Below are 15,163 nucleotides of genomic sequence, written 5' to 3' on the forward strand. Positions count from 1 at the left end.
CCCAAGGTCAATAAATTTAATTACATAATTCTAGTACGTCAGTGAATATAGCGTCTTTCAATATCAACCGTCTATTTACCTCGTCAATACCTTTTAACTCATGCCATTCAAATATTGTATCATGCAAATCATATAGTTCACTTAATTCTTGATACCCTAAGTTCGATAAAATATCCCGAATAACATCAACAACTTTTAATAGCTCGAATGTTTGAGGTGGGCCCCATAAGTCCAAGTTAGATTCTAGTGACTCGTGTTTTATACTATGAAGAAATGACATTTCATAGAGTGGTAATACTTTGGATAATCTAATTTGTATCTCTTGTAAGAACGTGAATGAATCCTCAGGTAGTTCATTCAAAGAAATATAAATCTCTGTAGACGGCCAGTTTTTATTTCTAACTTCTATTCTGCTGACACCTTGTATCTCATACATTTCATCAGGTAGGATAAATTCGGACTTACACTTTTCCTTATACCAATCATCAAGTTGCCTTTCTAGGTAAAGCTTTGACAACTTCTCACCGTAATCAGGATATTCGTCAATAAATCGTTGTCCGTGCAAAGCTAAAATCACCTCTATTCGTCAAATCTTCTACTCGGAATTCCATCATTAATTTTTTCACCAGTCACAGGGTCGTATTCCCCTAAATGTTTTTTCTGCTTTTTATGCCATCGTTCTAATGTACCTCTCTTACTATCCACTGCCAATAATTCCCTTTTCCATCTAACCATGTTGAACGTTTATTATTTTTAACTTTTTTCATACCTTGGTCAATCGTCGGATTGCTTCCATCAGCTTTTTGTAGTTTATCGCCTACTTGAAGCGCATCCGCGAAGACCCAACCCTTGTCTTCTACCCAGAACGGATGGTTGTCTGTCGTCTCAATGATCTGCTCACCAACATGCAATTTAATTATATCATCACGTTGGTTACGGTAAAGATTAGTGACCTCCTTATAAGCCAACTCCCCGTCAGGTTTATTCTCATCCTTGGCGAGAACCTTATCTCCGACTTCAATGTCTTCGATAATTTTCTCCCCTTCATCTGTTAAAACCTCTGTCCCCGCAGTAAAACAGTTACATTCAATTCGTTTTATTGCTTTTTTTATATCCTGGGCCTCGGAGGTGATGAGGGTTAAGTTCTTTTCGAACGCACCGCTCGATCCATTCGGCACTAGGTCGGGGTATAAGAAGAAGACCTTGAGGATTATCGCACCCAAGGCCTAAATAACTAAGAAATCTCTAAATCACATTTGATTTTTTCTAGTGATTTAAGAATTTTTTTAATTTGGTCCAATGAAAGTTCAACGATTAAAGAATTGTACTTTTGCATAAACTCATCAAAAGGTGTTACTTTCTCATTTTCAGTTGGTTCTACAAAGTGCCACCTGTAACTAGGACTGACTTCAATATATGACCTACCATCTTTCTGGTAAACCCATGTTTGGAAGTCTCTGGTTGACCAAATCCAATAATATTGGAATATATCCTCTTCATCTTCTGCTACTTCATCTGATAAGCTATATGTCCAACTATTCCATCTTTCACCAACCAATCCCACTTCCAATTCAGATGTAAGTGTTATTTGATTAGATATACACTTTGATAAACCATTGTAAAGTGTAATTACAGCTTCTTGAATTACATCTTCAAAAATACACACTTTATCGAATTTGTCTCGAAATAATACAGATATTTCATCGAATCTGGTTTTTATTGGATGTTTTGATATTAATTCAAGTTGAATTTCATCGGTCAAACTAATGGAACAATAGATACTCATTTAATATTCCCTTTCTTATCGACCAAACCTGCTTTTCTAAGAATAGATTGCATTTTTTGATCAAGCTCACTCCATGACCTTACATGTCCATGGTAAAGCCCATCGCTCGTTTTATCAAGGACAACGAATTCTCCCTTACTTATACCTATTCTTCGATCAGTGTTTGGTCCAATAGACAATGAATTATTTAATGCAGTTTGTCCGTCTATTGGTGCTTTATTTTTCTTCCCACTATTGGTAGCACCATGATATGGTGCATCTTCATACTTTCCAAAAGGACAATTCGTATTATGCACCCAAATCCCAATATCCGTTACATAATACGTATGGAAGTCAGCAACCGTAAAGTTGTAAACCGTAACTGGCTCATCCAGTTTAACAAACTCTACCTTGTCAATCGTCGGATTGCTTCCATCAGCTTTTTGTAGTTTATCGCCTACTTGAAGCTCATCCGCGAAGACCCAACCCTTGTCTTCTACCCAGAACGGATGGTTGTCTGTCGTCTCAATGATCTGCTCACCAACATGCAATTTAATTATATCATCACGTTGGTTACGGTAAAGATTAGTGACCTCCTTATAAGCCAACTCCCCGTCAGGGTTATTCTCATCCTTGGCGAGAACCTTATCTCCGACTTCAATGTCTTCGATATTCTTCTCCCCTTCATCTGTTAACACCTCTGTCCCCGCAGTAAAACAGTTACATTCAATTCGTTTTATTGCTTTTTTTATGTCCTGGGCTTCCTCCGCTATTTTATGCGTTTTTTTGAATACTTTTAACGCTTTAACAGGAGGTAAATTTTCAACGATGATTACTCCCTTGTCAAAACTACTGGCTTCTTTATCTATTAATGTTCTAACATCATCGAGATAAAAAATTTCAATGTTCTTCTTTGAAGCCTCTACTTGTGCATCAATGTTTGTTTTGCAATTTTCTATATCTGCTGCACATATCAACGAAGGAGTTGGTGCCATGGGCATTATATAATGCCCACTAGGATCCGTATAAATCAAAGGATTATTATGCACATACGTGTACAAGTTCTGGCTCAGCGGGTTAGTAATGTCCCCCTCATAGCTATCCTTCGATACGAATCTTCCCGCGTTCGGGTCATACCAGCGGGCCCGGAGATACTGCAAATCCGTCGCTTCATCCCAGTACTCGCCAGAGTAGCGGAAGATATTCGGAACGGTCTCTTCCTCAAGCTCCGGGTTGCCCCAAATGTCGTAAGTGTAGCTGTTCAGCTGGTTCCCCGCGCTATCGACCAGACCTACTACATCGCCATGACCATTAAACTGATAATACTGGACTGCTCCGGTTGCTTGATCAACCCGGGACCATAGCCGGCCGGCTAAATCGTAGATGTAGGTGTAGGTTAAGCTTGGTGTACCATTGCTTACGTTCGCTTCTGCAATCAGTTTCGCTTGTTCATCATAGTAATAGCGGGTACGCTTGGTACCTTCAGCCCGCTCGTAGAGCAAGCCGTCGCCGTTATAGCTGTAGCTGACTGCTGTGCCGTCTTCGCCTGTTACCTTCGTTAGACGATTGAGGCTATCGAAGGTGAATTCGGCATTCGTCATGCCCCGAACCTGCTGGCCCTCTACCTCGAGGCGATTGCCGCGCTCATCGTAGACGTACTTCTTGCTGAGGTCTTGCCCATTCTCCTCTTGGATTCGATTCAACGAATCATAAGCGAAGGTATCGGCAGCTCCGTCCTGGCTGCGGGAAATAATGTTCTTGTTGTCGTCGTATTGATAAGTGAACTGCGAACCCGCAGCACGCTGTACTTCTGCATTCCCGTTCACCTCGCCCATAAGAGCTGCAGAGCCGCTTCTCAGCGTTCTCCCCGCCGCCCCAGGCGTGAGAGTCATCGCCGTTAAATCATAGCCTTCATACGTGTATGAGGTACTTAGTCCATTACTGGAAGACTGGATTTGCAGCAGTCCGTTCGCTTGGTAGTCGAAGGTCATCCGATCAACGGGTGACCCGGACCCGGCAGTAAAAGCCGCCATTCTTCCATTGCCTGAGCCATCATGGACTACATCCAGAGCGCTAACCCGGTTCATGGCATCCAATGTATACTGAGCGCCTGTCGTTTTACCGGACGCATCCTTCAGTGTGTATCCCGTCCGCATCTGCTTGTTATAGGAATATTCGATTTGCATGCCGTCAGGATAGGCGATCTTCGTTAGCAACCCGCTTTGTGGATCATAGTTATACGTCGTATTCCCTGTACCATCGGTCATTCCGGTACGGCGCCCCATCGCATCGTAACTATATTTTATCTGCTGGCCAGGCGCTTTGATCTGGGTGAGCAAGTTATCGCTATTATACTCGTATTCCGTAAATTGACTCGCGTGATCCAGCGACCTGATCAGGTTTCCTCGCGAATCGTAAAAGAAAGCCTTAACCAGTCGTTCCTCATTAATTTGCCGGATCAGGTTGCCTGCTTGGTTGTATTCTCTCTCCACATACGTATTATCCGGATACTGAATTTTGGTCAGATAACCTGCCAGGCTGTACGTATAAAGTGTCGAACGCTGCTCAGGATCGGTGACTGATACGATACGCCCAAGCGCATCATATTCATATCGAGTCTGTCCGCCATTTCCGTCTGTGACGATCACCGGATGGCCTTCCAAATCGTAGAACGTCTGCTCCAAAGGAACATATGCCCCGTTTCTCGATTCCTCGAACGACAGTACATTTCCGAGCAGATCCGTCTTCTCCTGATGCTTCACGCCAGCAGGGTCGGTGTAAGTCGTCGTACGGCCAACCATATCGTACTCGATTCTATCCTGAGAACCGTCTGCAAAGATAGTACCCGTAAGGCGATTGAAGCCATCATAGACATAACTGGTTTTATTTCGTTCGGCGTCTACAGACTCCTTCATATTCCCTTCTTGGTCATATACGTATTGGAAAAGAGCGTCGTCTACCTTCTCCTGAACGAGCAGTCCAAGCGGGTTAAATTTTTCGACGATGACAATGCCTTCCGTGCCCGTAGTCGTGACCGTGTTCAGCTCATCCTCATATCTCACCGTCTTCTTGGTCCGATCACTGTAAAGTGTTTCGATCAGGCGGCCAAGTACATCATAAGTATATGAGGTCACCGCTCCCGCCGCATCTTCTGCCGACTTTAGTTCACCCGCTGAAGTATATTCATAACGTTGGCTAATTTCAGTAGAAAAACCATCCACGGAATGAACGATCATCGAGCGTTTTGTCGGCAAATGCTTCCCATAAGGAGATTGGTACGCATAGTTCACCGTATTCGTTCTTTTATCATCATTCACATTGGAGGAGGCGATATTTCCGTAAGCATCGTAGGTGAAATCGGTTTGAGCCAACAGCTTACCGCTTGCGCTATTCTCTCTAACACTGGATTGCAGTACGCTCCCCTGGTTATTGTATTGATATTGTTCCACCCTTGACTGACTACTGCTGAGCTTGGTGCTGATTTTACTTGGCTGCGCCCAGAAGAACGGAGCAGCGGATACAGCATATTCATAGCTTATTTCCTGTCCCGTACTCCAGTTCTCCGCCTTCACCAGTCCCTCATCATTGTATTGATAATTAACGGAGAATGGCTCTGAAGCACGGCCTCCCTGCACGTAGCTTTCGGTGATCTGAACAGGAGCGTTCCAGCCCTTCGTTTCATCGTAAGTGAATTGCTGCTTGTACTGCATGCTCCCTTCTTCGCTGCGCTGCTCGCCTAAGTAGTGGATATCCGGCTTGCGGCTCGATTGGAAGGTTTTATTAAAGACTCGCGTATCCTTGGAACGCGAAGCTTCCATCGTCGTCGTCCAGGCTGCCGTTGCTCCGTAGCTGTTCAAATCCTCACCCGAATAACGGAATGTTACCGGATGAAGAACTTCGTCGCCAGCCGTAGTAGAGTATGAGTCCTGACGGGTACTAACTTTAAATACAAAGTCGGTTGCGTAATCCCCGATCTGCTTCCGTGCCGGAGTGTAATTGAAATCGGTCATCCCAGAACCCGGGCGAACGATTCTGAACAGCAGCGCAGATGATTTGACCGGCTGAAGTTCCCCCTGATTGATTAACGAGGCCAGGAAGTTAAATCGGGACTCCGGGTAGGAATAGTAATATTTCGTGCTACGTCCTGCGGCGTCCTTTACCTCGCTGAGAATCTTCTGTCCGTACTCTTCCTTCTGGAAGTATTCCATTTTTCGATTCGTACCGGATTGGGTTACTGTTACTTGTTCTCCCGAATAGGAGAAGACCAATTCATTGCCGTCGCTATTGACGACTCGTGACAAAGCCGTACCTTCGCCCTGCGCAGCATAGTGGAAATATACTTTATTCCCGTAGTTGTCCGCAGTCAGGATCAGATACCCTGAGGAATTGAAATAATATTGATTTCCATTGCGGACGGACAGTTTTATTTCGCTTGTAGAATTTCCAACCGTTTGCGTGCGGTCTGTTGTCAATTTAAGATCGTTCCATAAGTAGCCTTCCAGATGTAAATCTTCAGACAGCTTGTAACGGCCTACTCCCGGGAAATCTAGAATCCGCGAATCGCCATAAGTATCAATATACGGAATCTCCCATCTCCATCCTCGGCCAATAGCCGTGTCCAGCTCATCCCTGCGAATGCGGATTTCATTGATGTAGACCCCATTCTCGTGCTTAACGCCGATTTCATCATGAGCTCTGGCGCTGTCATATACACGGATCAATGGAAACGATAGCGCCCCCGGCAGCGAGAAATCCATATAACGGAGCTTCATTTCACCGGTCGCCGTAGAAATTGAATCCGCCCCATACCCTACTTCATATAAAGAGGAATCATCCTGTAAGGAATAATGCTCTACCGCCGCTTGATCATACTCAAGGGACTGGGCAGCCGCTGAAAAATCATGGACTAGCGCAGAGTAATTGGCGCTGCCCTCCGCTTGCGGCACAAGAAGGTCTGCTTCCCCGATAGCACGTGTTACTTCATAACGGGAAATAGCCGCCTCATAACCCGCTTTTCCTCCTTGTAAAGCCGTGTAAATTTGGTACAACGTATAACCTTTAGACAACTGTTCATCCAGCCAATCCTCGCTGACATCAAATTGCCGGAGAATCCCTGACACCGTCAGTACACTTCCACTAGCGGATTGCGCTTCAACTGCAGATGTATTGCCTTGTTCCGATGCTCCATATACGACAGTTTCCAGCAGACTGGCGCTGATCAAGGTCAAGCACAGAACGAAACATATTATTCTTTTCATGATTTCACCTCAGTTTTTCTCTTAAAAAAGCCCTAACCTTAAAACGGATATATTTTCTTCGTTCTTTGCTTCAAATTGCCCTTGGAATCATAGTCGTAAATGAGAATATCCCCTGACGGATAAATGATTTGAGTCAGCCGTCCATCCGGTCTATATTTAAAAGATGCCTCAGGTCTTATCTCCATTAGGGCCACCATGATTTGAAATTCGAATGGCAGCGAGTTTTTCTCAGCTAGCTTCAAGTAGTAGGTCTTTCCGCCCTCTAAGTCGAACTCCCATACCGTGTAATCCACACCGAATTCCTGTTCGCTATTCTCCCTCGGCGATATAGGCGTTGTCAGCTCCGGCTGATCATATAATGTCAGTTCAGGCTGCTGGGAGTAATTCCGCAATTCCTTGGTGGCGAAGCGATATTGTCCCGTTTCCGGTGCGACAAAGCGATAATACCCGTTTTGTCCGGCTGCTTTATACACGTATGCAACTTGACGATGCAAAAGATCTTCAAAGATATACTCCTGTACGTCGACCGCTTCAAATGTCCGGTAAGGAGCTGCATATGTGACCGGGTTCCCTAGTGCTGTCCTCACCTGAATAGTTCCACCAGCAGGGATCGGATAAGATACCGTCGCCTTCTCACCTTCCCTGATCACTGTCCCGTTTGCATCCAGGATCGTATAATCAAAGTAACGATTTCCCGATGTACTCGCATTTGTAGTCAACTTCGCGGCAAAGCTGCCTATATTCTTAAATCCTGCACTCTGATTTGTGGACAATGTGCTTTTCAGCAACGCTTGCTCCAGACTTGGTACTGCCTGGAAGGATTGCCCGTACGTAAACGTGACTGGCTGATCCGATACGACCGTTACGACCACTTCCGCCACGCCAGGAACGGAAAGGTTGCCTTGCTGGTCGAACCCGGCTTCCAGCGGCTCCCCATTTGCAGCGTAAATAGCGTAATCAAACATAGACAGCGTGTTATTAGATGCGTCGCTGGTTAGGGTTTGCGATGAGGATTGCAAATTCACAAATAAATAGCTTTCATTTTTAGATAGGGTCACTTTGTTGACCGCAGGGTTTTCCCCAGGCATTCCCGTAAAGGACGTATAGACTCCTCCAAAGGTGATGGCCTCTGTTAATGGTGCAACTGTAATAGAATGCTCCGCAGGAACTGAGACGGGAGTATAACGGCTTGAATTATCTCCCCGAATCGTTCCATCTGGCCGTCTTAGGACATATGCAAATTCCTTCGAAGAGGTTGCATCGCTGTACAAGTATTCCGACTGACCGCTAATATTCACATAAGTATAGGAATTACCCGGCAGTACAGTAGCCCGCAGCATCGCAGGAAATGCCGACTGATCGGCTGAAAAAGAATCGGTAAAAGAGAATGTTACCGGGTTCACAGATTGTCCGGTTACAATTGCATAACCTCCGGCAGGTATCAATACGCTGCCTGTATCGTTAAAGCCTCCCCGATCCACACTCCCGTCATTGTTGTATATCGCAACGTCGAATTTTCCGCCGCTTTGAGCGGTATCACTAGTAATCGCTCTTGACCTGGAGCCGATATTTATGAACAGGTACGATTCCCCGTTATGCACGACCTGCTTGGAAATGGCTACGCCTTCCTTGTCCTTCCAATCAAACAAGCGGTATATGGCACCAAACGTAACCGGTATATCGGACACCGCAGTCACAACGATGCTGTTGCCTTTCGCAACCTGTGGATTAGTATAGGTGTTAGCTCTCCTCCCTTGCTGCGTGCCATCCGGGTAGTATTCCGCCCAGTCGAAGCGGCTGCTGGAAGAAGCAATGCTGTACAAATATCTGGCAGCGGAGCTGATATTTCTAAACTCGAAGCTCTCTCCCCTGGATAGAGTCACCCTGAAATGTGATGGCTCATCGCTAAACTCTGCTGAGAAATCGTCGGCGTACTCGAAGGTAACCGGGGTGCTGTCCCGAACCGTAAAGATGACGATCGACCCGGGTGATAGAGTTGGTGTAGCCAAAGAGTTAAAGCCTTGAGAAACATAACTTCCATTTACGTTGTATACGACGTAATCGTATCGGCCTTTCACTGCTCTAGCATCATTCTTAACGCTATTTCGAAGCGTACCGTTATTCGTGAAGATATATGAGTCCCCTGGCGATACAGTAACCCTGCTGAGTGCCTCATCCGCACGGTTTCCTCTCATAAAGGTGCGGAATGGAGCACCGACGCGAATCGGATTCTCGGTAACCAAAGTAATCGCTACGCGTCTTCCTACCGCTACCAACGGTAAAGTGGTCGTATTCGTTCCCCTGGAAACCTCTGAACCATCTGGCGAGTAGACGACATAATCAAATTTATCTTTGGAGGTTCCCGCATGCTCCGGACGATCGGACTTCGTCCCGACATTGGTAAACTCGTGGCTCTCTCCGGGATATAATACGAGGCTATCGTATGCCGGCTCGTCGGTTTCATAGCCATAAAAGCCTTCGTATGGAACGGCAATAGTAACCGTTATGTCGGAAGCTCCAGTAAGTACAATCGTGTCTCCTACACTAAAAGAAGGCTTGGAATATGCATCAAAACTCGACTTTTCTAAGGAGCCATCGCTTTTATAGACGGCAAAGTCATAACGCATCCCGTTGGAGGATGTTGCGTCGCTTATGATGCTTCTCACAGCAAGCGATTCGTTAGAGAATAAATAACTCTCACCACGATTCAATGTTGTTTTTAGTAAAGCGGGAACCTGTACGTAAGAATAAGTAAGTACGTCATTAAAAGTTACCGTTACCGGGTAACCGTAATCCGCAGAAACGACAGTATACCCCCCTTTAGAGTAAACAAGCGGATTACCCGTGAACGACATATCATCCGAAACTACTTTTCCATCTGCGTTGTAAGAGACATAATCAACGCGAATATTATTCGTCGACTTAGCATCTGTCGTTAAGGTCGTTGTGGTGGATGTGTCATTCGTAAACTGGACGCTCTCCCCGGGATAAATGATCACGCTGACTTTCTCAGCGGCGAGCAAAGACATGTAGGTGCTGTCTGTTACCGTCAGTTCTTCTGTTAATAGTGGAGCATCATCAATAGGAATGAATTTCTCAGCAAGTACTCCTTCATCTAAAGGTTGAACTGCATGCTCTGCCATTTGCTGACCATGCACCTTTATAGGCAGTGCTTCTCCTTCAGCAAATGTTGAGACAGGACCCAAACTTCCTAGAAGCAGCAGGACAGTCAAAACAAGCAAAACGATTTTTCTAAGATTCAACTCATTTCCTCCATTTCCCAAATTTATTAATATGTATAATGTTTATCGGCTAACTTACATTTGATCATGTATAGTCATAAAGTCCCTTATCTGGTTGGATTAACAAAAAAAAGCTACCCCAACATCACGTTGAAGGTAGCTTCCAGCTTGTAGTTCCTATTCAATTTCTAGCCTATTTCCACGTTCTTATTATCCCAGTTCAGCTGAATTTGGTCGTATTACTCGGGTTTACCCTTTCACAGCCCCGCCTACGATCCCCTCTACGATTTGCTTCTGCATGGCGATAAAGAATATAAAGACAGGAGCAAGCGTAATGACCGTCATCGTCATGAACATCGGCCAATTGACCGCGAACTCTCCCTTGGCTTTATAAATCTCCAGAACGAGCGTCGTATTCTCCCGGGAGCTAAGGAATAGCATCGGGGACAGGAAATCGTTCCAAATCCACATCGTTTGCAGCACGGCACAGGTGACTGTAATCGGCTGCAGCAAGGGCAGGATGATCTTCCAGAATATGCCCCAGATCGAGCAGCCATCGATAATGGCCGCCTCCGACAAATCCTTCGGAATGGTCTTCATATACCCCAGGATCAGGAAGAAGACAAACACCGAGCCCCCTAAATACATCATCGTTAATCCATACAGCTTATCCACCAGCTTCAAGTTGGTCATCAACTGGAACAGCGGCACGAGCAGCGTCTGAAAAGGAACCATGAACCCAAGTAACAGGTATCCCATAATGACCCGGTTTACGCGAGTCCGGTTATAAACGATTGGATACGCTGCCATGGCTCCGATCAGCACCATCAGGATAACGGCCGTTACGGTCAGAAACAAGCTGTTGCCAAAGCTGCGCAGTATCGGCGTCTCCTCAAAGACTCTGGCATAGTTCGAGAAGTTCCAGCTTGTAGGCAAGCTGACCGGCTTCGTTGCTGTCTCGAACTCACTTTTAAACGTATTGACGATAATAATGTAAAAAGGGAAAAAAGTGAGCAGTCCGAAAGGAAGCATAAGAACATCCAGTATCCATAATTTCCGTTTGGATCCTATCATTGCATGCGCTCCTCCCTTTTCTGCATCAGGTTGAATTGGACGAAGCCAATCACTAGCACGATAAGGAAGAAGATGACTGAAATCGCAGACGCGAGGCCGAACTGAGCTTCGGAAATCCCCCGGAGCACGATCACCTGCGTAATCGTATGCGTCTCAAAACCAGGTCCACCGTTCGTTAATGCAAACGGGACCTCATAAACCTTCAAGCCGTTAGTGATTAAGAGCAGCACGCTCACCGTCATCGCCGGAGCCAGCAGCGGAATGGTAATGTAGCGGATCTGCTGCCACTTGTTGGCTCCATCGATCGCCGCTGCCTCGAAGAAGTCCTTGGAAATCGACTGAAGGAAGGCTAGATAAATGACCGCGTGCCATCCGGTCGTGGCCCAAACAGCGACGACAATCGTCGAAATCTTGGCCAGCAAAGGATCGGATAACCAGGGCTGTGCCGACATCCCGAACAGTTCGCGCAGGAATGTGTTTAGAATCCCCGACGGGATCGGCGCGAAGATAAAGCCCCAGATAAAGGCCAACAGCAGGCCGCTCGGAATGGACGGGAAGAAAAAAACCGCCCGCAGCACATTTTTGCTGAAAAAATTCTGATCCAGAACAAGCGCTAGCGGAATCGCAAGTAAAGTGACCAGCACCGTTGTTGCGACCGCAAACAATATCGTAAATGATATTCCCGATACGATCGCATTGTCGGAGAACAAGCGCGCATAATTTTTCAAGCCGATAAAGTCATAGTTCTTGGAATACCCGTTAAAGTTAGTCAGACTAAGCATAAATGAGCGGATTAACGGGTAAATCGTAAACAACGTGTAGATGATTAGAATCGGAATCAGAAACACCTGGTATTGCAGCTGTCGCATGAATTTACCCAAGTTTGATCTTCCTTTCAGTGAGCTAGATCTTAGTAACTCTCCATCTCAATGAATTTCTTATCAATGGCTTGAACAGCTTCCTCCGGCGTAATCTTACCTACAGCCATATCCTGGGTCGAAACCACGAATTGGTTTCTGAGCGCTTCCTGGTATCTTGGCCAAGTCACCATAGGCAAATAGATTCTGCCTTGCATCAGGCCTTCCTCATATGCGTTTTGCAGGGCAGGATGCACTTCCGCCTCGAAGCCTTTGGCCGTCATAATTAAATTCGTGCCCTCATAGAACAACTGCAGGCCTTCTTCACTGCTCAGGTACTCCAGGAACAGCAGCGCTTCCTCTTTGTTTTTTGTCTTGCTATTCACCGCAAACCCTACACCTGGCGCCCCGACATAGTAGCTCTGGCCTTTCTCGAATCCAGGCAGACCCATAACTCCGAAATCCAGGTCCGGCACCTGCGTCAATTTATCCATCACCCATGGACCGCTGAAGAACATCGCGACATTGCCAAGCGCAAACTCGCTTTCGACTTGATCTCCAGTCAGGCCAATCATATCGGAGGTCAAAATTTTCGTATCGATCAAATCTCTTTTCCACACTTTAAACACTTCTGTCCATCCATCGGCAAATGTTTTTTCGCCAGCAAAGATCTTCTCATCAAACTCAGGGTCTTGGGACAGAACCATGTTCCCGTATAGAGCAGAATGGATTTGCGTCAAATCCTGCATAGTATCATAAATCGGGACAATTCCTGCCTCTTTCAGCTTCAAGCACACGGCGATGAATTCATCCCAGGTTTCAGGGAGCTCCGTAATACCTGCTTTCTCAAATAGTGCTTTATTGTAGAACCAACCGCCTACCCAGCCGTTTTGCGTAAAGGCGTAGGTTCTTCCGTCCTTGCTCAGCATCGGTTTATTACTGTCGAGCATTACATCCATGAACGGGTAGTCCGTCAGATCGATCGCGTGTCCGCCATCGATAATTTCATTGCGGTTCTCGGCAGCGATCATAAAAATATCCGTCGCGGAATCCGACAGCAGCATCGTCTGCAATTTCGAAATATAGTCTTTGACCGGCGGAGCAAATTGGAAATCGAAAGAAATATGCGGGTATTTCTTCTTAAATCCTTCCAGCACCGGCTTCATTTCGGACTCATTGTTCCAAGCTAGAATGCTCAGCTTCACTTTTTGCTTGCTTTGCCCGCCCTCAGCACCGCTGGCTGCGCTTTCAGAACTGTCTTTGCCTCCACAGGCACTGAGCACCATCGTGACGATCATAACCATAATCAACAGCAGTGACTTTCTTTTCACGTGTAGTTCCCCCTTATATTTCAACATTGTAAGCACTTACATTCACTTCAAAGCTTACTCTGATTCCCTTCGTGGCGGAATTCATATTGTTGCGCAACTTCTTGTATTTCGTTGCACGGCCTAATATTTCTCGCCTCGATGAAGCTGACGATATTGCTTGGGGGACACATCGTAGTGTTTTTTAAACGTCCTGCTGAAGTGACTCTCATCCACAAATCCGGTTACCGAAGCGATCACACTGTTCTTCTCCTCCGTGCGGAGCAACAATTCGGCGGCCTTTTCCATCCTAATCTGAATCACGTAATTCCAATAGTTCACATTCATTTCCTGCTTGAACAGCCTGCTTAACTGAAAGCGGTCTAAACCGAAGCGATCCGCCACCATTTGCAGAGATAGGTCCTCTCCATAGTTGAGGTCGACATATTGCTTCACTCTCATGACGATATCTTCCGTCAGGTTTGGGCCTTTCATGATGCTGGCGATATGGTCGATTAAGCTCATAAAAAATCGCTCCAGCTCTTGGACATTGCGACAGCTCCTGAGGTCATCCATCGTGATGTTGTCGAGCTTCGCACTTGACCTGCCCATAGACGGAATCGATTGGGCAATGACGTACAGAAAATGAAGAACTAGAGAATAGACATCCTCCGGCGGAATCCGCGAGCTGCGGAAATAATCGAACATTTCTGCGGTCAGCTTCCTGGCGGCCTCCGGGGCGAATTCGCGGACTACCATCTCCCGAAAGGCCTGTTCGTAGGTCTGAAAGTGCTGCATGCCCCATGCCACGTTGAATGCCTCCTCCTGATAGGCACTCACGGGCTCACAGGTATAAAAGCTCAGCAGTCCGGCTTCCTCGCTCTCCTCCAGCAGCTGCGGCAGCTTATCAGCATGGCATCCTTCCATCATGCGACTTACCCCGATGCTCACCGCAAGTTCGGTTGTATGAGCTTGGATACGGGGTAACGTCTCCTGACATAGCTCCAGCAACCGGGATTCCGGCATGGGAGCGGTTATTCCCAGCAGGCAGCTGTATTTATTCCGGCTCTTTCGGTAAACTACCGGAATCAGCGACGACTGCGCCTGCAGCAGCCATTCCGCAAGCATCGGCTCGCTCAGGCCCTCCCCTTCGATCTGGAGGACGGCGCATTGCTGGAACTTCAGCAAGCAGCAGGCCCGCTCGACGACGGCGAGGCTATTGGCATACGCAGACCTGGAGTGCACCAGCTTCCCGAATTCATGGGCCAGAACAGATTGCTGCTCTGCATGTATGGCGGATGTAAGCTCAAGAATGGTTTTCTTCAGCAATACGACATCCACGGGCTTCAGCAAATACTGATAGACGTCCAGACGCAGCGCCTCCCGCGCATAGGTGAATTCATCATGAGCGCTTACAATGATCGTTTTCGGCTTCTTTACGGAATGATCCAGTTGCTGCAAGGTTTCGATCCCGCTCATAAATGGCATCTGAATGTCCAGAATGACGATATCCGGCAGGTACTCTCCAAGCTGCTGCAGCGTTTCCCGGCCGTCGTAGGCATGTTTGATCTCTGTAATCCCCAAGGCTGTCCAGTCCATCGTCTTATCCAAAAAAGTGTGCAGGGAAGTTTGGTCATCCGCTATTAGCAATTTCATGGCA

10 protein-coding genes are annotated in these 15,163 nt (G+C 46.5%); all 10 read right to left on the minus strand.

From position 1 onward, the window contains the following. Window positions 1–16 precede the first annotated feature (16 nt). The 10 genes from ACYUJT_RS07590 to ACYUJT_RS07635 all read right to left on the minus strand — a co-directional run bounded on the left by ACYUJT_RS07590 (window position 17) and on the right by ACYUJT_RS07635 (window position 15,159). The gene (locus ACYUJT_RS07590; protein WP_460320146.1) at window positions 17–565 is read right to left on the minus strand and encodes a hypothetical protein; all 549 of its coding nucleotides are present in this window, start codon (window positions 563–565) and stop codon (window positions 17–19) included. Window positions 566–579: 14 nt separating this feature from the next. Continuing rightward, the gene (locus tag ACYUJT_RS07595; protein ID WP_460320149.1) at window positions 580–735 is read right to left on the minus strand and encodes a colicin E3/pyocin S6 family cytotoxin; all 156 of its coding nucleotides are present in this window, start codon (window positions 733–735) and stop codon (window positions 580–582) included. Next, a complete protein-coding gene (locus ACYUJT_RS07600; protein WP_460320151.1) occupies window positions 681–1,223 on the minus strand; it encodes a polymorphic toxin-type HINT domain-containing protein in 543 nt (180 codons plus the stop codon). The genes ACYUJT_RS07595 and ACYUJT_RS07600 overlap by 55 nt, the downstream gene beginning before the upstream one ends. Before the next feature lie 11 nt (window positions 1,224–1,234). Further along, window positions 1,235–1,786 (minus strand): hypothetical protein, encoded by a 552-nt coding sequence (locus ACYUJT_RS07605; RefSeq protein WP_460320154.1) that lies wholly within the window; start codon window positions 1,784–1,786, stop codon window positions 1,235–1,237. Continuing rightward, the gene (locus tag ACYUJT_RS07610; protein ID WP_460320156.1) at window positions 1,783–6,993 is read right to left on the minus strand and encodes a polymorphic toxin-type HINT domain-containing protein; all 5,211 of its coding nucleotides are present in this window, start codon (window positions 6,991–6,993) and stop codon (window positions 1,783–1,785) included. The genes ACYUJT_RS07605 and ACYUJT_RS07610 overlap by 4 nt, the downstream gene beginning before the upstream one ends. 68 nt (window positions 6,994–7,061) lie before the next feature. Continuing rightward, on the minus strand, window positions 7,062–10,286 hold the full coding sequence (locus ACYUJT_RS07615) for an RHS repeat domain-containing protein (RefSeq protein ID WP_460320158.1): 3,225 nt from the start codon (window positions 10,284–10,286) through the stop codon (window positions 7,062–7,064). Between the two features lie 228 nt (window positions 10,287–10,514). Beyond that, a complete protein-coding gene (locus ACYUJT_RS07620; protein ID WP_460320160.1) occupies window positions 10,515–11,339 on the minus strand; it encodes a carbohydrate ABC transporter permease in 825 nt (274 codons plus the stop codon). Then, window positions 11,336–12,220 (minus strand): carbohydrate ABC transporter permease, encoded by an 885-nt coding sequence (locus ACYUJT_RS07625; protein WP_460320162.1) that lies wholly within the window; start codon window positions 12,218–12,220, stop codon window positions 11,336–11,338. The genes ACYUJT_RS07620 and ACYUJT_RS07625 overlap by 4 nt, the downstream gene beginning before the upstream one ends. A gap of 29 nt (window positions 12,221–12,249) precedes the next feature. Continuing rightward, window positions 12,250–13,527 (minus strand): ABC transporter substrate-binding protein, encoded by a 1,278-nt coding sequence (locus tag ACYUJT_RS07630; protein ID WP_460320164.1) that lies wholly within the window; start codon window positions 13,525–13,527, stop codon window positions 12,250–12,252. 120 nt (window positions 13,528–13,647) lie between these two features. After that, window positions 13,648–15,159 carry a response regulator transcription factor gene (locus ACYUJT_RS07635; RefSeq protein ID WP_460320166.1) on the minus strand — a complete coding sequence of 504 codons (1,512 nt, stop codon included), beginning with the start codon at window positions 15,157–15,159 and terminating at the stop codon, window positions 13,648–13,650. Window positions 15,160–15,163: the final 4 nt, after the last annotated feature.

This window comes from Paenibacillus sp. YSY-4.3 (genome assembly GCF_054767475.1).

What these genes read in the sequence shown, in the direction of transcription:
- ACYUJT_RS07595 (WP_460320149.1), bottom strand. Translation starts at nt 735, where the DNA reads ATGGTTAGATGGAAAAGGGAATTATTGGCAGTGGATAGTAAGAGAGGT.
- ACYUJT_RS07605 (WP_460320154.1), bottom strand. Translation starts at nt 1,786, where the DNA reads ATGAGTATCTATTGTTCCATTAGTTTGACCGATGAAATTCAACTTGAA.
- ACYUJT_RS07620 (WP_460320160.1), bottom strand. Translation starts at nt 11,339, where the DNA reads ATGATAGGATCCAAACGGAAATTATGGATACTGGATGTTCTTATGCTT.
- ACYUJT_RS07635 (WP_460320166.1), bottom strand. Translation starts at nt 15,159, where the DNA reads ATGAAATTGCTAATAGCGGATGACCAAACTTCCCTGCACACTTTTTTG.